The following is a 17,683-nucleotide window of genomic DNA, read 5'->3' on the forward strand; positions in this document are numbered from 1 at the left end:
AGTTATGGGGAACAGAATTCCCGAAGAAGTTGTTGAACAGATTCGGACATCATCTGATATTGTAGAAGTGATTGGTGAGTATGTTCAACTCAGAAAGCAAGGGCGCAATTATTTTGGGCTTTGTCCGTTCCATGGTGAGAACTCGCCTTCATTTTCTGTTTCCTCAGACAAGCAAATTTTTCATTGCTTCGGATGTGGAGAGGGAGGAAATGTTTTTTCGTTTCTCATGAAGATGGAAGGACTCTCTTTCATAGAAGCTGTGCAAAAGCTTGGAGAAAGAAATAATATTTCGGTTGTAGATTATACATTGGGACAAGAACAACAAGAGAACATATCTGATGACAGTGTCATTATGTTACAGGCTCACGAACTTTTGAAAAAATACTATCACCATCTTTTAGTGAATACAGAAGAGGGCAATGAAGCTCTGTCTTATTTGCTAAATCGCGGTATTACAAAAGAGATGATTGCAAAGTTTGAAATTGGTTATGCATCCCCAGCTTGGGATGCAGCAGCAAAAATATTACAAAAAAGAGGTTTTTCGCTATCAACCATGGAGCAAGCTGGCTTACTTGTGCGGAGTGAAAGAGATGGAAGTCATCATGACCGTTTTCGAGGAAGGGTTATGTTTCCAATTCACACACTACAAGGGAAAGTATCTGCGTTTAGTGGAAGGGCATTAGGAGATGATACTCCGAAATACTTAAACAGCCCAGAAACACCTATTTTTCACAAAAGTAAGTTGCTGTATAACTTTCATCAAGCAAGGGCGTTTATCAGAAAACGAGGGCAAGTTGTTCTATTTGAAGGATATGCTGACGTATTAGCTGCTGTAAAAAGTGGGATTGAGGAATCAGTTGCGACGATGGGAACAGCTCTAACAGAAGAACAGGCGAAACTTCTGCGGCGTAATGTTGAAACTGTTGTTCTTTGCTATGATGGTGATAAAGCAGGACGAGAAGCGACAATGAAAGCAGGGCAATTGTTATTGCAGGTTGGTTGTCACGTCAAGGTTACTTCATTGCCAGATAAGCTTGATCCTGATGAATACGTGCAACAATATGGAACAGCGGCGTTTGAAAATCTTGTAAAGGCTAGTATAAGTTTTGTTGGATTCAAAATAAATTACTTGCGTTTAGGGAAAAATTTGCAAGATGAGTCTGGTAAAGAAGAATATGTGAAAAGTGTTTTAAAGGAGCTAGCATTATTGCAAGATGCAATGCAAGCAGAGTCATATTTAAAATCATTATCGCAAGAATTTGCTTACTCAATGGAAACACTTTTAGGCCAATTACACCAATATCGCAAAGAACAAAAGATACAGCAAAAACAAACGAAGCAAATTTCTAAGCCGCCTCAAATCGTTCAGGCAAAACCGAAATTTTCAGGTTTTGAAAGAGCAGAAAGAGAGCTCATTTACCATATGCTACAAAGTGCAGAAGTTGCTTTTCGTATCGAACCTCATATAGAAGATTTTCATACGGAAGAACATAAAGGGATTTTATATGAACTATACGCATATTATGAAAAGGGAAATGAACCTTCAGTCGGAAATTTCTTGAGTTGGCTCTCTGATGAGAAATTGAAAAATATTATCACCAATATTTCAACGGATGAATTCATTAATCCAGAATACACAGATGAGGTATTGCAAGGTCACTTAGAGGCGCTAAGCCGCCATAAGCAAAAGCTTAAAAAAATGGAAACCATTTTTGCATTAAAGCAAATGGAAAAAACAGATCCAGTAGAAGCTGCAAAATTTTATGCAGCATATTTACAAAATCAGAAAGCAAGAAGATAGCTTTTTGTATAAAATTTTATTATAATGAATGTTTGTATCTCGCGTAAGGAGGGGAACAAATGGCTGATAAACCAGCTCGTTCTAAACAAATTGAAACTGATATGACTCTTGAGCAAGTGAAAGAACAACTCACTGAGCTCGGAAAAAAACGTGGCGTTCTTACATATGAAGAGATTGCAGAACGCATGAATGGATTTGAAATTGAATCCGATCAAATGGATGAATATTATGAATATTTAGGTGAACAAGGAATTGATTTAGTTGGTGACAACGATGAAGGTCCGAATAATCACCAAATCACAAAAACCGAAGAGGAATTCGATTTAAATGATTTAAGTGTGCCACCAGGTGTAAAAATCAATGACCCTGTTCGCATGTATTTAAAAGAAATCGGTCGTGTCGATCTACTATCTGCTGAAGAAGAAATTCGCTTAGCAACGCGCATTGAAGAAGGTGATGAAGAAGCGAAGCGCCGTCTTGCGGAAGCAAATTTACGTCTTGTTGTAAGTATTGCAAAACGATATGTAGGCCGTGGTATGCTCTTCTTAGACTTAATTCAAGAAGGAAACATGGGTCTAATTAAAGCTGTTGAAAAGTTTGATTATCGTAAAGGTTTTAAATTCAGTACGTATGCAACTTGGTGGATTCGCCAAGCGATTACACGTGCCATTGCAGACCAAGCGAGAACAATTCGTATTCCAGTTCATATGGTTGAAACAATTAATAAATTAATCCGTGTACAGCGTCAATTGTTACAAGATTTAGGCCGTGAACCATCTCCAGAAGAGATTGGAGAAGAAATGGATCTTGCTCCAGAAAAAGTACGCGAAATCTTAAAAATTGCACAAGAGCCAGTTTCTCTTGAAACACCAATTGGTGAAGAGGATGACTCGCATTTAGGCGATTTTATTGAAGACCAAGAAGCAACATCACCTGCGGATCATGCAGCGTATGAGTTGCTAAAAGAACAATTAGAAGATGTGTTAGATACACTAACAGATCGTGAAGAAAATGTTCTACGTCTTCGTTTTGGTTTAGATGATGGACGAACTCGTACGCTTGAAGAAGTTGGGAAAGTATTCGGCGTAACGAGAGAGCGTATTCGTCAAATTGAAGCAAAAGCGCTTCGTAAATTAAGACATCCAAGCCGTAGCAAACGTTTAAAAGATTTCTTAGAATAGGGTTCTTTTTAAGTTTACTTCACATTTGTGAAGTAAACTTTTTTATTTTGTTAATTTTTGTTAAAATTTAGCTGTGAGTAGCGATTACAATTCTTGTAATTTATTTTACAGAATTGTCTTTTGATTTGCAAATGCTCATTTTTCGATTTTTCGATTAATTTCGTTTATTCTATACAAAAATATATGTAGAAAAACAAAAAATATGATGAGAAGCGTTGATATTTATCAAAATAATATGTGATAAAAGAGAGATAATCAATAAACTGAATTTATGGAATATTTTTAACAACTGATAGTTTTGTCTTTTCTGATAGAGCGTTTTCAAGTACAATGGAAATAACTGAATCATCTAACTATTAGGGGCGTAGAGGGGGGAAAGAAGTATGAAACGTAATCCATTGATTCCGTTTGCACTCATTGCTGTAATAGGGATTGTTATTATGTTTGTATTTTCGTTTGAGGGGTTATATAAATCTAAAGAGCTAGCCGATGCAAAAAATGGGGGGAAACCAGCGCAAACGGCATCGAAACCAGAAGACATTGTGAAACAGAGTTGTGCGAGCTGTCATGGTGATCAGTTGCAAGGTGCGGTAGGGCCTAGCTTACAAAAAGTTGGTGGAAAACTTTCCAAAGATGAAATTAAAGAAGTTATTGTAAAAGGGAAAGGGAATATGCCGCCAAATTTAATTCCAGCTGATCAAGCTTCTAAAGTAGCTGATTGGTTATCTAAGAAGAAATAAGGTGAACCTTTAATTTGTGAGAATTGTATGATTCGCATGTAATGGAATACGACAAAAAACAAGTTCTTTGCTTATTGGCGGGGAGCTTGTTTTTTTATCCTAAAATCAGATGAAATAAATGAATTGTTTTGTTTCTTTACTTGCAACAACTACTGTAAATTCATTATCATGGAGACAGACTGACAAGAGAAGGAGCAATGGAAATAAATGAATGAAGTGAAGCTTTCAAAAAGATTAGAAGAAGTAGTGCGGGAAATTCCGATAGGATCTAAAGTTGCAGACATTGGTTCTGACCATGCGTACTTACCGTGCTATACAATTATAAATCATATTGCTACAAAGGCGGTAGCGGGAGAAGTGGTAGATGGGCCATTTCGTTCCGCGCAGGCTACAGTAGCAGAAAGTGGCTTGCAAGAAAAGATAGATGTTCGAAAAGGGAATGGATTAGCTGTCATTACACCGGGAGAGGTTGATGTAATTACGATTGCTGGTATGGGTGGCGCGTTAATTCGTGATATTTTAGAGGCTGGAAAAGAAAAACTAGAAGGTGTAACGCGTTTGATTTTACAACCGAATATTGCTGCACATCATATTCGTGAATGGTTCATTGAAAATGGATGGGAGCTTATTCATGAAAAAATTATAAAAGAAGACGGCAAGATTTATGAAATTTTAGTTGGAGAAAAAGGAAACCCTTTAGCGCCTTACTCTGAAAACAAACAAGCTGAGCTATTTATTGGACCGTTTTTGATGAAGGAAAAAAATGATGCTTTTATTGAGAAATGGGAAGGTGAATCAAAAAACTTTCAAAATATCTTAAAGCAACTAGAACGTGCAGCAAATTCCGAAGATACAAAAGCGAAACGGAATGAAGTAGCAGAGAAAATGAAAATGATAGGAGAGGTTTTATCATGAGTAAAATTCCAAATGGGCATGAGATCATTTCTTTATTTGAAAGTATGTATCCCAAGCACCTAGCAATGGAAGGTGACAAGATTGGCTTGCAGATTGGGGCATTAAATAAGCCGGTTCAGCATGTATTAATCGCATTAGATGTTACAGAAGCAGTTGTAGAAGAGGCGATTCAAATAGGAGCGAATGTAATTATTGCTCATCATCCTCTTATTTTTAATCCATTAAAAGCGATTCATACAGATAAGGCCTATGGGCGAATTATTGAAACCTGTATTAAAAATGATATCGCTGTTTATGCAGCGCATACAAATGTCGATGTAGCAAAAGGTGGAGTAAATGATTTGCTTGCCGACGCGTTAGGATTACAAAATACAGAAGTACTTGTTCCGACATACTCGGAAGAGATGAAAAAGATTGTTGTATTTGTGCCTGTAACGCATGCTGAAGAAGTTCGAAAAGCACTTGGAGATGTTGGAGCAGGTTATATCGGTAACTATAGCCATTGTACGTTTAATAGCGAAGGGATAGGTACGTTTATGCCTGGGAAGGGGACAAATCCTCATATAGGCAAAACTGGGCAGTTAGAGCGTGTAGAAGAGGTGAAGATTGAAACGATTATACCAGCCTCCCTAGAACGAAAAGTCATAAAAGCAATGTTGACAGCTCATCCATATGAGGAAGTTGCTTATGATGTGTATCCACTTGATAATAAGGGAGAAACATTAGGGCTTGGTAAGATTGGATATTTACAAGAAGAAATGACATTAGGCCAGTTTGCTGAATATGTGAAATCGGCATTAGATGTAAAAGGGGCACGAGTTGTTGGGGATTTAGACGACAAAGTGCGGAAAGTAGCGGTGCTTGGCGGTGATGGGAATAAATATATTACGCAAGCGAAATTTAAAGGAGCAGATGTATATGTAACAGGCGATATGTATTATCATGTTGCACACGATGCAATGATGCTCGGATTAAATATTGTAGACCCAGGACATAATGTGGAAAAAGTAATGAAACATGGTGTGCAAAAGCAATTACAACAAAAAGTGGATGAGAAAAAATTTACTGTGCAAATTCATGCTTCAGAGTTACATACAGATCCATTTACTTTTGTATAAACATTGTAATAAAAAATCCGTTGCTAGCGAATTAGCAACGGATTTTTTTATTGTTGTTTTTTTGCCTTTACACGCGGCAGGATTTTTTGGAGTGGTACGTTTCGTTTACGTTCCCAGGTTGCTGGGTTCATCGGATCGTACTGTTCTAAAAAGGCGATTACTTCTTTTGTAATCGGTGTTGGTGTAGATGCTCCTGCAGTAACAGCGACGTTTTCGATACCTTGCAGCCACTCTAATTGAATTTCGCTTACATCTGCAACGCGGTATGCCTTTGTACCAGCAATTTCTTGTGATACTTGAGCTAAACGGTTTGAGTTATTACTTTTAGGATCACCAACAACAATCGTTAAATCAGCCACATCAGCCTGTTTAGCAACGGCTTCTTGACGAACTTGTGTTGCTAAGCAAATTTCTTTGTGAAATTCAGCTGTTGGGAATTTTTTCTGAATGTCTTCCATCAGGTGCTGAACGTCCCATTGGCTCATTGTTGTTTGATTTGTAACTAAAATTTTCTCTGTTGGGATTTCTAGTGTTTCCAAATCATTTGCCTTTTCAATAAGATGGACGATATCAGGTGCAATACCAACGGCACCTTCTGGTTCTGGATGTCCCTTTTTACCAATGTAAATCACATGGTATCCTTCCGCTTTTTTTGCTTCAATGAGGTCATGTGTTTTCGTAACGTCTGGACATGTTGCATCGATTGTCATTAATCCTTTTTCTTTCGCACGTTTTTTAACTTCTGGAGAAACGCCATGTGCGGTGAAAATAACAGTACCAGAATCAATTTTGTCTAAAATCTCTAATCGACTTGGACCATCTAATGTAATAATGCCGTCTTCCTCGAAAGCATCTGTTACATGTTTGTTGTGAACAATCATACCTAAAATATAAATGGGTCTCGGTAACGTTTTATCTAGTGCAGCATTGCGTGCAATGACCATCGCATCAACAACACCGTAGCAATAACCACGAGGGGAAATTTTAACAATTTTCATGTGAGTAATCCTCTCCTTCTAAACAAGGGATCCTTTTTTGTACATAGTCTTTTCCATTATAAAGGAGGAGCGGAAAGAAAACAAAGGATTGTTAGACATATAGTTTCGGTTTTGTTGCCATACGCGGGATATCCTCTTTCGGAAGGTCTTGTTCAATAATTGGTTCTAAAATTATTTTCTTCTTTTTTTTCTTTTTTGAAGGTGGTGGAGGTGTAGTGATTATTTCTACCTCTTCTGTTGATTCTTCAGCAGCATCTTTTCCGGAAGTGAGAATTTTTACGATGCTGGGTATGCTGCGAACAATGGGTCCGTACTGCTGGACGACAGGTCCGACAGATTGGGCAACTTGAGCGACCTTTTCAATGTTATTTAACATGCCAGTAGGATTGGAAATTAAGTTGGAAAAGAAGCTGCCAATACCACCGCTAGCACTAGGTGTCACCGGTGCTGAGCCACGCATTTCATTCGCGTCATTCATTTGAGGTGACATCATTTGAGGTGGCATCATTTGGGGTGACATTATTTGTTGTGGTTGCTGCATATAGGGCTGCTGATGTTGATGCATCATCGGCTGTCCTTCCATTTGTTGATAGGGAGGAATCATTTGCATAAAAGGATCGGTAGGATCATGCTTTTTGAATAGTTTAGCGAGAAATCCTTTCTTTCTTTGCATCATAGGCGGTAAATTAGGTATTGGATACGGGGTGTATGGTTGCTGCCCTGCATGCATTTGCCTCATAGGGGGCCTTGGGTACATAGGAAAAAGCCTCCTTTCTTCGATTAGGTATACACACATATGATATGCAATAGAAAGAAAGAAGGTTAGTTTTTGGAGTAAAAACCAAAACTAAAGATGGATTTTACCATTAGATTTCGATATAATGTAGACTTGACTGATTTGTGCGCGCAGTAGAAATTTTAGAAAGAAGGTGTAACTTATGACACTACAAACATTTACACAGTATAATTTCCAACCATTTTTAATAGATGCAGTTCGTGAACTACGCTTTTCGGAGCCGACAGAAATTCAACAGAAAATTTTTCCTGTTGTGAAAAAAGGTGTGAGTGTAATTGGACAGTCCCAAACGGGTTCTGGGAAAACACATGCATACTTACTTCCAACTTTAAACAGAATTGATGCAAAACGCGAAGAAGTACAACTTGTCATTACAGCGCCTACTCGTGAGTTAGCACAACAAATTTATCAAGAGATTGTGAAGTTAACAAAGTTTTGTGCGGAAGATCAAATGATTACAGCTCGTTGTTTAATTGGCGGAACGGATAAACAACGCTCCATTGAAAAGCTGAAAAAGCAACCTCATGTTGTTGTTGGAACACCAGGGCGTATTAAAGATTTAGTAGAAGAACAAGCGCTATTTGTCCATACAGCATCTACTATTATTGTCGATGAGGCAGATTTAATGCTTGATATGGGATTCATTCAAGACGTAGATAAAATTGCAGCACGCATGCCTAAAAACTTACAAATGCTTGTTTTCTCTGCAACGATTCCTCAAAAGTTAAAGCCGTTTATGAAGAAGTACATGGAGAATCCAGAGCACATTCATATTAATCCGAAACAAGTTGCGGCAGGGAATATTGAGCATTATTTAGTCCCTTCTAGACATCGCAATAAGATTGAATTAGTGAAAAATATGCTACTTCAATTTAAGCCATATTTAGCAATTATCTTTACAAATACGAAAAAAATGGCAGATGAAGTTGCGAATGGATTAACAGAGCGTGGATTAAAAGTTGGACGAATCCATGGTGATTTATCACCGCGGGATCGTAAAAAAATGATGAAGCAAATTCGTGATTTAGAATTCCAATATATTGTAGCGACAGACTTAGCTGCACGTGGGATTGATATTGAAGGAATCAGTCATGTAATTAACTATGAACTTCCTTCTGATTTAGATTTCTTTGTCCATCGTGTTGGAAGAACAGCTCGCGCTGGTTATTCAGGTATTGCGGTGACAATCTATGATCCAGCAAATGAAGAAGCATTAAATAGTTTAGAACAACAACGTAATATTACATTTAAACATGTAGATTTACGTGGAGATGAATGGACGGATTTAGGTGAGCGCCATCGCCGAAAAAACCGTAAGAAACCAAATAATGAATTGGATATTATGGCAACAAAAGTTGTTAAAAAACCGAAAAAAGTTAAGCCAGGCTATAAGAAAAAGCTTGCAACTGAACGTGAAAAAGTGAAGAGAAAATATAGCAATAAGAAAAGATAAGGGGTCCCTTATCTTTTTTTTGCCATTTATCCCGCTTTAACAGGCTGTAATACTTCCACGTCAAAATTTAAGAGAATGCGAAGAAGTTTAGGTGGGAGATAAACAGCTCATAAAAGCCCGATTGGTGAGGGCTAACAATCAGTGGGGGATGGAGACACCCCCCCCGCTGATTGAAGTTTCATTTTATAGTGGGTTCTTTTGTGAACAAAGAATTCACTACATATTTCTACAAATTATGCTATCATTATAGCTATTGTATATTGAAGAGGTGATTATTATATGTTAAAGATTGGATCTCATGTTTCTATGAGTGGTAAGAAGATGTTATTAGCAGCGAGTGAAGAGGCTGTTTCATATGGTGCGACAACGTTTATGATTTATACAGGTGCACCACAAAATACGAGAAGAAAACCAATTGAAGAATTGAATATAGAAGCAGGACGAAAACATATGGAGCTTAATGGCATTGAAGAAATTATTGTCCATGCGCCTTATATTATTAATGTTGGTAATACGACAAAACCTGAAACATTCCAATTGGGTGTGGATTTCCTTCGTATGGAAATTGAAAGAACGACAGCATTAGGAGTAGCGAAACAAATTGTACTTCATCCAGGTGCTCACGTTGGGGCAGGGGCTGATGCTGGCATTGCTCAAATTATTAAAGGATTAAATGAAGTGTTAACACCAGAACAAACAGTAAATATTGCATTAGAAACAATGGCTGGAAAAGGAACAGAGTGCGGGCGTAGTTTTGAAGAAATTGCAAAAATTATCGACGGTGTAACATATAATGAGAAATTATCTGTATGCTTTGACACATGTCATACACATGATGCAGGTTATGATATTGTAAATGATTTTGACGGCGTATTAAATGAATTTGATAAAATCGTTGGAATTGATCGTTTGCAAGTGTTGCATATTAACGATAGTAAAAATGTACGTGGAGCTGGAAAAGACCGTCATGAAAATATTGGTTTTGGCCATATTGGGTACAAAGCGTTGCATCACATTGTGCACCATCCGCAACTGAAGCATGTACCAAAAATTCTTGAGACACCTTATGTGGGTGAGGATAAGAAAGATAAAAAACCACCATATAAGTTTGAAATTGAAATGTTAAAGAGTGGTTCATTTGATGAAGGTCTTCTTGAGAAGATTAAAGAACAATAAGGAGGGGAATTCCCCTCCTTATTTTAGTAGTTTCTGAAATAATGTATTTATTTGTTGCGCAGTAGAGGGGGAAGTTACTTTTGCAATTTTTTTTAAAAGTTCTAGTCTTTCTCCTGTATCGTAAATATTGACATTTTTTCCTTTTAGTAAAGGGACAATTTGCTCAGCTTGTTCAGTTGTGATAGGAACTTCATATTCTTTACTATATTTCAATAATTCTTTTGTGGTCATATGATTTAATTTTTTATTTACAATATGTTTGATGAGGTTCATGATATAATCCTCCTTCAGGCGTTCTTATATCGAAATATATGTGTGCGGTGCTTGTATATATTCGTATGCCAGTTGTTTTTTTCCATGGTGAAAAGAGGAGTATGTTATAATAAAAGAACGAAATTATATAGAGAATATAAGGAGGGCTTATGGAGAAGAAACAACATCGAAAAGAAAGTGTTATTCATCTATTGTATCGTTTGGTGATGATTGTCTTTGGGGCGGCATGTGCGGCGGTAGCAATTGAACTATTTTTAATGCCAAACAAAATTATTGATGGTGGAATTATTGGTGTCTCCCTCATATTAGATTATCTTACTCCTAACATTTGGTGGTTGAGTTTTTCTACTTTGGTTGTTATCCTCAATATCCCGTTTATGTATTCCGGTTATAAGCAAATCGGGAAAACATTCATGTTATCTTCTGCTTTTGGAATTGTGGCTTTAGCGTTTATTGAGTCAACGTTACATACCTTTCAACCGTTTACGACAGAGCCTATTTTAGCAACAGTTTTTGGTGGTCTTATTTTAGGTCTTGGTGTAGGGCTTGTTATTCGTCATGGTGGTTCATTGGATGGTACAGAAATTATGGGGATTTTATTAACAAAGAAATTACCGTTTTCTGTTGGTGAATTCGTGATGTTTGTAAATCTATTTATTTTTGCTTGGGCAGCATTTGTATTTGGTGTCGAGCAAGCGATGTATTCTGTTATGACATACTATATTGCTTTTAAAACGATTGATACGGTTATTCAAGGGTTGGATGAAACAAAAGCAGTTCTAATTGTATCAGATCAGTATGAAGAAGTATCAAATGCAATTTTACACCGCCTTGGTCGTGGGACAACGAAACTTGTTGCTAAAGGTGGTTATACAGATAAAGAAAAAGAGGTAATTTATGCGGTTGTTACACGTCTTGAAGTAACGAAATTAAAATCAATTGTTCATGAAATTGATGAAAACGCCTTTGTTACAATTATGAGTACGCAAGAAACAAATGGTGGCAAATTCAAATCAGCTATTCATTAAAAGTATATATTTAAAAAGAAGATAAAGAGAGGTAATCAATTCTGATGCACGAAGAGTTGTGACAGCTATCTTAGTCGTGATTTTTGAATATCCTTAAAAAGCAGAGAGATTTTCTCTGTTTTTTTGTTATAATAATAAGGTTGCTTTAAATAAAGAATATATTTTGGACAGATTAGTTTACAACTATAATAAGCTATATTATAATTCAAATAGAATTAAATCGGAATCATTCTGAATTAAAATAGGTGAGATGCTATGAAGAATATGTTGGAAATAGAAGGATTAACATTTCGATATGAAGATCGAAATGTGTTAGAAGATATCAATTTGCAAGTTCCCAAGGGGGCTTTTTTAGGTTTGGTTGGGCCTAATGGGTCTGGTAAATCGACCTTATTAAAGTGTATATTAGGTGTTTTGAAGCCGAAGAAAGGGAATATTCGGTTATTTGATATTGATAGTAAGAAATTTAAAGAGTGGAATAAAATTGGTTATGTTTCACAAAAGGCGAACAGCTTTAATTCTGGTTTTCCAGCGACTGTCTTTGAAGTTGTTTCCATGGGACTTGTTTCAAAAAAAGGGCTATTTCGTTTCTTGAAGAAAGAAGATAAAGACAAGGTCATAAAGGCAATCGCAGATGTAGGAATGAGTGAATTTCAAAATCGTAATATCGGAGAGCTTTCCGGTGGACAACAGCAACGTGTATTTATCGCGCGTGCGCTTGTAAGCAATCCAGAATTATTAATTTTGGACGAGCCTACAGTGGGAATTGATGTGAAGAGTGTAGAGAGCTTTTATGAGATACTAGAAGATTTAAACAAAAAACTAGGTATCACACTGATTCTGGTTACACACGATATGGGGGCTGTAACAGAGAAGGTAACGCATGTTGCATGTTTAAATCAGCACTTACATTTTCATGGGAATGTTGAGAAATTCCGAGAGTTAGAAGATGCAGAAATGTCGATTTTATATGGACATCATGTTCATCGTTTAGAGCATGATCATGAGCATCACGGGAGGATATAATGATACAGGATTTTTTACAATATGACTTTTTGCGTAACTCTTTATACGCTGGTATTTTAATAGGGCTTGTTGCTCCGTTAATCGGTGTGTTTGTTGTCATTCGCCGTTTGTCACTGATTGCAGATGCTTTAAGTCATGTGACATTATCAGGGATTGCTGCAAGCTTGTTGCTGGAAAAAACAATTTTTACAGGTGGATTTTTAAATCCGTTATATATGGGGATGATTTTTTCAATGGGCGGGGCGCTATTGATTGAAAAATTACGTACTGTATATAAACATTACCAAGAATTAGCGATTCCGATTATTCTTTCAGCAGGGATGGGAATAGGAGTTATCTTCATTTCGCTTGCTAATGGATTTAATACGGATTTATTTAGTTATTTATTTGGTAGCGTGAGCGCTGTAACGAGTACGGATTTAATTCTTATTGGTATTGTAGCAATCGTCGTTATTGCAACGATCATTTTATTATATAAAGAGTTATTTTTATTATCGTTTGACGAAGAATATGCTGTATCAACAGGGCTTCGCACAAAATGGATTCACTTTATTTTCATTATTTTAGTAGCGCTCGTCATTGCGGTATCTATGCGTGTTGTTGGGGTTCTTCTCGTGTCATCTTTAATGACATTACCAGTTGCAGCAAGTATCCGCATTGCAAAAGGATTTAAACAAACAATTTTCTTTTCCATTTTATTTGGTGAAATTTCCGTGATAGGTGGGCTGTTCGCTTCTTATCAGCTTGATTTAGCTCCAGGTGGTACAATTGTTATGCTAGCGGTTCTTATTTTAATCGGTGCAATCTTATGGAAGAAGAAAAAAACTGCATAAAGTAGGGATAGTTATGAATCTGACAGAAGCTTTACGCCTTATGAAAGAAAAAGGCTATAAACATACCGGAAAAAGGGAAGAAATGTTACGTTTATTTGCAGCTCATAATCGATATTTAACTGCAAAAGATGTTTTAGAGCATATGAAGGATGATTATCCAGGATTAAGTTTTGATACAATCTATCGTAATTTAACCGTATTTGCTGAAATTGGTGTTTTGGAGCAAACTGAATTAAATGGAGAAAAGCATTTTCGTTTTACATGCTCTATTATGGAACATCATCATCACTTTATTTGTTTGGATTGTGGTGGTACAAAAGAAATTACTTCTTGTCCAATGGATTTTATGAATAAAGATTTTAAGGGATATGAAGTAACAGGACATAAGTTTGAAATATATGGGCGTTGCCCGAAATGTGCAAAGTAAAAGCTCGTCAGTTATGAAACTGACGAGCTTTTTTATTATTTTTGCTCTTGTTTTTCTTTTTCTTGATTTGCAGCCATTTCAGCAGCGATTACATCAATTTCTTTTTTTAGTTCTTCTACCATTGTTTCTTCTGGTACTTTACGAACGACTTTTCCTTTACGGAATAATAAACCTTCTCCGCGTGCACCAGCGATACCGATATCGGCTTCACGAGCTTCACCAGGACCGTTTACAGCACAGCCAAGTACGGCAACTTTAATTGGTACTTTCAGCGTAGAGATATATTCTTCTACTTCATTTGCAATGCTGATAAGGTCAATTTCAATACGACCGCATGTTGGACAAGAAATAAGTGTTGCAGCGTTCGATGCAAGACCGAATGATTTTAACAATTCACGAGCAACTTTTACTTCCTCAACTGGATCAGCACTTAATGAAATACGAAGTGTATTTCCGATACCTTTACTTAAAATAGCACCAAGACCGGCAGCACTTTTTACTGTTCCGGCAAATAGTGTTCCGGATTCTGTGATACCTAAGTGCAGTGGATAATTAAAAGCACGAGCTGCTTTTTCATATGCTTCAATTGCTAAATTAACATCAGAGGCTTTCATCGATACGATAATATCATGGAAATCTAAGTCCTCTAAAATTTTAATATGATGAAGAGCACTTTCAACCATACCATCTGCAGTAGGGTATCCATATTTTTCTAAAATATGACGTTCTAATGAACCAGCATTTACACCAATACGAATTGGAATACCACGTTCTTTCGCAGCATTTACAACAGCTTCTACTTTATGGCGACGTCCAATGTTACCTGGGTTGATACGTACTTTATCAATGCCACCTTCAATTGCTTTTAATGCAAGGCGATAATCAAAGTGAATATCAGCAACAAGTGGGATGTTAATTTGTTTTTTTATATCAGCAATTGCGTTTGCTGCACGTTCGTCTGGAACAGCAACGCGGACGATTTGACAACCCGCTTCTTCTAAACGCTTGATTTCAGCAACTGTTGCTTCCACATCATGCGTTTTTGTTGTTGTCATACTTTGTATAATTAATTCATTATTACCGCCAATTGTTAAATTACCGACTTTAACAGGACGTGTTTTTGTACGATGAGTCATTTCATTCACGAATAGATCGCTCTCCTTATAAAAGAAGTTTCTTATTTTGTACTTCGTATCAAATATAGTATATGTGATATGAAGCAATAGAAACCTATATGCTCGGTTTCACTTTTACTATTGTATCAGCGCCTTTATGTAATTGACAAGGATTAAGTGATTGCTCATTGATATAACGGAAATTTGTAAGATTTTCCGACCTGTATTTTTGTTGCAGACGTATTTTTATTTAACTGTTTAAAATCACCGATGACCTTTTCAATAGAAGGAATTTTTTTCTTATTAATCGCTTCTGTAATCGATAAAACGGTATCTCCTGTTTTTACTTCAATTGCTTTATACTGTGTATCTGATTCTTTTTTTGCTTTTGTATCAACACTTTCTTTTTTTACAGTTTGAGCAGCTGTTGTTTTTTTGTATGAACTTAACATTGGTAAAGTACCAATTTTTATATCGTAATAAAACACGTAACCGAGAACAAGCACAAGTAAGAGTGCACCAAGTCTCTTCATATTCCTCACTCCTTTGTTAGGAAATATATGCTTGTCCAAAAAAAAAATGCCAAAATGGCATTTTTTTATAGTTCTTGTTTTTCTTTCGGTTTTGGTATTTCTTTAATTGTTAAGTATAGAACAATTAAAATGATGGCAGTGTACAGATAGAATGTTCCTGGCACATTTATGTTCAATAAATCCATAATCATGAAGAAAATTGTTGGAATTGTATAGCTGTAAGCTGTTAATGTCCAAACTTGTTTGTAAGATACTTTTCGCTGGCCAACCATTGCTGAACCGATAAAGGCTAAAATAGTTGTACCTAAGAACGAAATAAATAATTGGAACAAGTAAATGAGTATTCCAACACCGAACATAAGGAAAGGGTAAACATTATCGATGGCTGATACAATACCTTGGATATCTTTTTTCTCAAATGTACCATTGCCGAAATCGCTGTAAGATTGACTTTGAGTTTGATTGTTATTAATAGATACAACTTTATCTTTTAAAACGAATACACCTTGTTTATTTGCATATGCATTCGTATCTGTTGCATTAGGATCAAATACGAAAACAAAATCTCCATCTTCTTTTATAATAGGTTCTTTAATGTCAGCATGAAGCTCACCATTCTTAATTTTAAAATCGGGGAGATCTTTTTCAATGGATTGATGTACAGAAGAAACGACATCTTGTACGAAGTTTCCGAATATAAAAGTTTTAGGAATCGTTGCGATTAAACACAATAACATAACGTACAGAATTGTTTTTCCCATTTTTTGAAAACGAAAAAGTGCCATGTCCTTTGGCGAATATAAACTTTTTACTAGTTGTGTAAATATGGACATATATTCACTTCCTTTGCTATATGTATGATAGATTGATGCATAAAGTCATTGTAACGTACATATCTAGAGAATCACAAGCTATATCGTATGAAATAAGATTAATGTTCCGGTAATTGGATTGTATAGAGGATTTATTACTTATAAAAGCCTTTCTTTCTAGGTGGTGAGTGCATCCGTCTGAAGCGATCAAATCTTTTTCCTGTCCTGTGCGCAATGAAAACAAAGAGAGAAAATGAGTGTAGGTTACTTTTTGTTCTGCGTAGCAGAAAGGTAAAAATATAATTGACACTTTTCTTTTGTATATGGTAAATTTATCTTACATTTCTTAAAGAATATATCTCGCAGTTTTCAGCTTTTATGAATGTTCTTTAGGGATTTGGTGGTGAATCTGAATTTCAATCACCGCTATATACATAATTTTGGACCCTTAGCTCAGCTGGTTAGAGCAGACGGCTCATAACCGTCCGGTCGTAGGTTCGAGTCCTACAGGGTCCATATCCATTTCACATGTTTATCATGTAGACGAGAAGCTTCCTTGTAGAAGGAGGCTTTTTTTTACGAAATATATGAGCATTTTGTTTGAAAAGAAATGGGAATTTTGCTACGTTAATGATAGCAAGACAATGTAATTTAATTTGTTTTCACCCTATGGCAATTAGGGTAAAATGAAGTTGTATGCTAAATTATTTTGGCAATACATAAACTGGGAGGAATGTAACAATGGCAAAACATGAATTACCAAATTTACCTTATGCGTATGATGCTTTAGAACCTCACTTTGATAAAGAAACAATGAACATCCATCATACAAAACACCACAACACTTACGTAACAAACTTAAATGCTGCGTTAGAAGGTCATGCAGAATTAGCTGACAAAAGTGTTGAAGAATTAGTTGCAAACTTAAATGAAGTACCAGAAGCAATTCGTACTGCAGTACGAAACAACGGTGGCGGACATGTGAACCATACTTTCTTCTGGACAATTCTATCTCCAAACGGTGGTGGACAACCAGTAGGTGAACTTGCAGCTGCAATTGAAGCGAAATTCGGTAGCTTTGATGCATTCAAAACAGAATTCGCAAAAGCTGGTGCAACTCGCTTCGGTTCTGGTTGGGCTTGGTTAGTAGTAAACAATGGTGAGCTAGAAGTAACAAGCACTCCAAACCAAGATTCTCCTTTAACAGAAGGTAAAACTCCAGTTATCGGTTTAGACGTTTGGGAGCATGCTTACTACTTACATTACCAAAACCGTCGTCCTGACTACATCGGTGCATTCTGGAACGTTGTAGACTGGAACGCAGCTGAAAAACGTTACCAAGAAGCTAAATAATATCGCTTATTCCGTTTTACGTAAGTTGATATTGAAGAAGCTAGGGGAATATTCTCCTAGCTTTTTTGTATGCTTTCTTTTACATAATTGCGTCGGTCTTTGGAA

At 36.5% G+C, this 17,683-nt stretch carries 18 protein-coding genes and 1 tRNA gene; 13 read left to right on the forward strand and 6 right to left on the reverse strand.

Going from position 1 to position 17,683, the window contains the following annotated elements; all coding sequences use genetic code 11:
* The first annotated feature begins 4 nt into the window (after positions 1-4).
* From dnaG to AC1M36_RS06670, 5 genes are all read left to right on the forward strand, one after another.
* Entirely contained in the window at positions 5-1,801 is a 1,797-nt protein-coding gene (gene dnaG / locus AC1M36_RS06650; protein ID WP_336450124.1) for a DNA primase, read from the forward strand.
* A 59-nt stretch (positions 1,802-1,860) separates the two neighbouring features.
* Positions 1,861-2,982 (forward strand): RNA polymerase sigma factor RpoD, encoded by a 1,122-nt coding sequence (rpoD, locus tag AC1M36_RS06655; RefSeq protein ID WP_003200669.1) that lies wholly within the window; start codon positions 1,861-1,863, stop codon positions 2,980-2,982.
* Positions 2,983-3,365: 383 nt separating this feature from the next.
* Entirely contained in the window at positions 3,366-3,722 is a 357-nt protein-coding gene (gene cccA / locus AC1M36_RS06660; protein ID WP_336450123.1) for a cytochrome c550, read from the forward strand.
* 207 nt (positions 3,723-3,929) lie between these two features.
* Positions 3,930-4,637, forward strand: coding sequence for a tRNA (adenine(22)-N(1))-methyltransferase (locus AC1M36_RS06665; protein WP_336450122.1), 708 nt, complete (start codon positions 3,930-3,932; stop codon positions 4,635-4,637).
* On the forward strand, positions 4,634-5,755 hold the full coding sequence (locus AC1M36_RS06670) for a Nif3-like dinuclear metal center hexameric protein (protein WP_336450121.1): 1,122 nt from the start codon (positions 4,634-4,636) through the stop codon (positions 5,753-5,755). Before AC1M36_RS06665 ends, AC1M36_RS06670 begins: the two co-directional genes overlap by 4 nt.
* 47 nt (positions 5,756-5,802) lie before the next feature.
* Here AC1M36_RS06670 and AC1M36_RS06675 read toward each other — a convergent pair whose 3' ends face one another.
* Positions 5,803-6,753 carry a 4-hydroxy-3-methylbut-2-enyl diphosphate reductase gene (locus tag AC1M36_RS06675; RefSeq protein ID WP_479845667.1) on the reverse strand — a complete coding sequence of 317 codons (951 nt, stop codon included), beginning with the start codon at positions 6,751-6,753 and terminating at the stop codon, positions 5,803-5,805.
* Positions 6,754-6,844: 91 nt separating this feature from the next.
* A complete protein-coding gene (vrrA, locus tag AC1M36_RS06680; protein WP_336450119.1) occupies positions 6,845-7,510 on the reverse strand; it encodes a VrrA/YqfQ family protein in 666 nt (221 codons plus the stop codon).
* 181 nt (positions 7,511-7,691) lie between these two features.
* On the opposite strand from vrrA, the gene AC1M36_RS06685 reads away from it, so the two are divergent.
* A complete protein-coding gene (locus AC1M36_RS06685; protein WP_336450118.1) occupies positions 7,692-9,002 on the forward strand; it encodes a DEAD/DEAH box helicase in 1,311 nt (436 codons plus the stop codon).
* Between the two features lie 279 nt (positions 9,003-9,281).
* Positions 9,282-10,178: a deoxyribonuclease IV gene (locus tag AC1M36_RS06690; protein ID WP_336450117.1), complete on the forward strand. Its 897-nt coding sequence runs from the start codon at positions 9,282-9,284 to the stop codon at positions 10,176-10,178.
* An 18-nt stretch (positions 10,179-10,196) separates the two neighbouring features.
* Here the strand turns inward: AC1M36_RS06690 and AC1M36_RS06695 are convergent, their stop codons facing one another.
* Positions 10,197-10,451, reverse strand: coding sequence for a DUF2624 domain-containing protein (locus AC1M36_RS06695; protein WP_174098983.1), 255 nt, complete (start codon positions 10,449-10,451; stop codon positions 10,197-10,199).
* Between the two features lie 149 nt (positions 10,452-10,600).
* On the opposite strand from AC1M36_RS06695, the gene AC1M36_RS06700 reads away from it, so the two are divergent.
* The 4 genes from AC1M36_RS06700 (at position 10,601) to AC1M36_RS06715 (ending at position 13,765) form a co-directional block, all read left to right on the forward strand.
* Entirely contained in the window at positions 10,601-11,479 is an 879-nt protein-coding gene (locus AC1M36_RS06700; protein WP_336450116.1) for a YitT family protein, read from the forward strand.
* A gap of 255 nt (positions 11,480-11,734) precedes the next feature.
* Positions 11,735-12,505, forward strand: coding sequence for a metal ABC transporter ATP-binding protein (locus tag AC1M36_RS06705; protein ID WP_336450115.1), 771 nt, complete (start codon positions 11,735-11,737; stop codon positions 12,503-12,505).
* A complete protein-coding gene (locus tag AC1M36_RS06710) occupies positions 12,505-13,338 on the forward strand; it encodes a metal ABC transporter permease (protein WP_336450114.1) in 834 nt (277 codons plus the stop codon). Before AC1M36_RS06705 ends, AC1M36_RS06710 begins: the two co-directional genes overlap by 1 nt.
* A gap of 13 nt (positions 13,339-13,351) precedes the next feature.
* Positions 13,352-13,765, forward strand: coding sequence for a Fur family transcriptional regulator (locus AC1M36_RS06715; protein ID WP_071747162.1), 414 nt, complete (start codon positions 13,352-13,354; stop codon positions 13,763-13,765).
* A 35-nt stretch (positions 13,766-13,800) separates the two neighbouring features.
* Here AC1M36_RS06715 and ispG read toward each other — a convergent pair whose 3' ends face one another.
* The 3 genes from ispG to AC1M36_RS06730 all read right to left on the reverse strand — a co-directional run bounded on the left by ispG (position 13,801) and on the right by AC1M36_RS06730 (position 16,246).
* Entirely contained in the window at positions 13,801-14,901 is a 1,101-nt protein-coding gene (gene ispG / locus AC1M36_RS06720; RefSeq protein ID WP_174099303.1) for a flavodoxin-dependent (E)-4-hydroxy-3-methylbut-2-enyl-diphosphate synthase, read from the reverse strand.
* Between the two features lie 164 nt (positions 14,902-15,065).
* The gene (locus AC1M36_RS06725; RefSeq protein ID WP_336450113.1) at positions 15,066-15,413 is read right to left on the reverse strand and encodes a hypothetical protein; all 348 of its coding nucleotides are present in this window, start codon (positions 15,411-15,413) and stop codon (positions 15,066-15,068) included.
* 65 nt (positions 15,414-15,478) lie between these two features.
* On the reverse strand, positions 15,479-16,246 hold the full coding sequence (locus tag AC1M36_RS06730; protein WP_336450112.1) for a DUF1189 domain-containing protein: 768 nt from the start codon (positions 16,244-16,246) through the stop codon (positions 15,479-15,481).
* A gap of 421 nt (positions 16,247-16,667) precedes the next feature.
* Here AC1M36_RS06730 and AC1M36_RS06735 point away from each other — a divergent pair.
* Positions 16,668-16,741: transfer RNA gene (locus tag AC1M36_RS06735), tRNA-Ile, on the forward strand.
* Positions 16,742-16,966: 225 nt separating this feature from the next.
* Positions 16,967-17,578 carry a superoxide dismutase [Mn] gene (gene sodA / locus AC1M36_RS06740; protein WP_479845668.1) on the forward strand — a complete coding sequence of 204 codons (612 nt, stop codon included), beginning with the start codon at positions 16,967-16,969 and terminating at the stop codon, positions 17,576-17,578.
* Positions 17,579-17,683 lie beyond the last annotated feature (105 nt).

This window comes from Bacillus sp. Medicinal_06 (assembly GCF_056711665.1).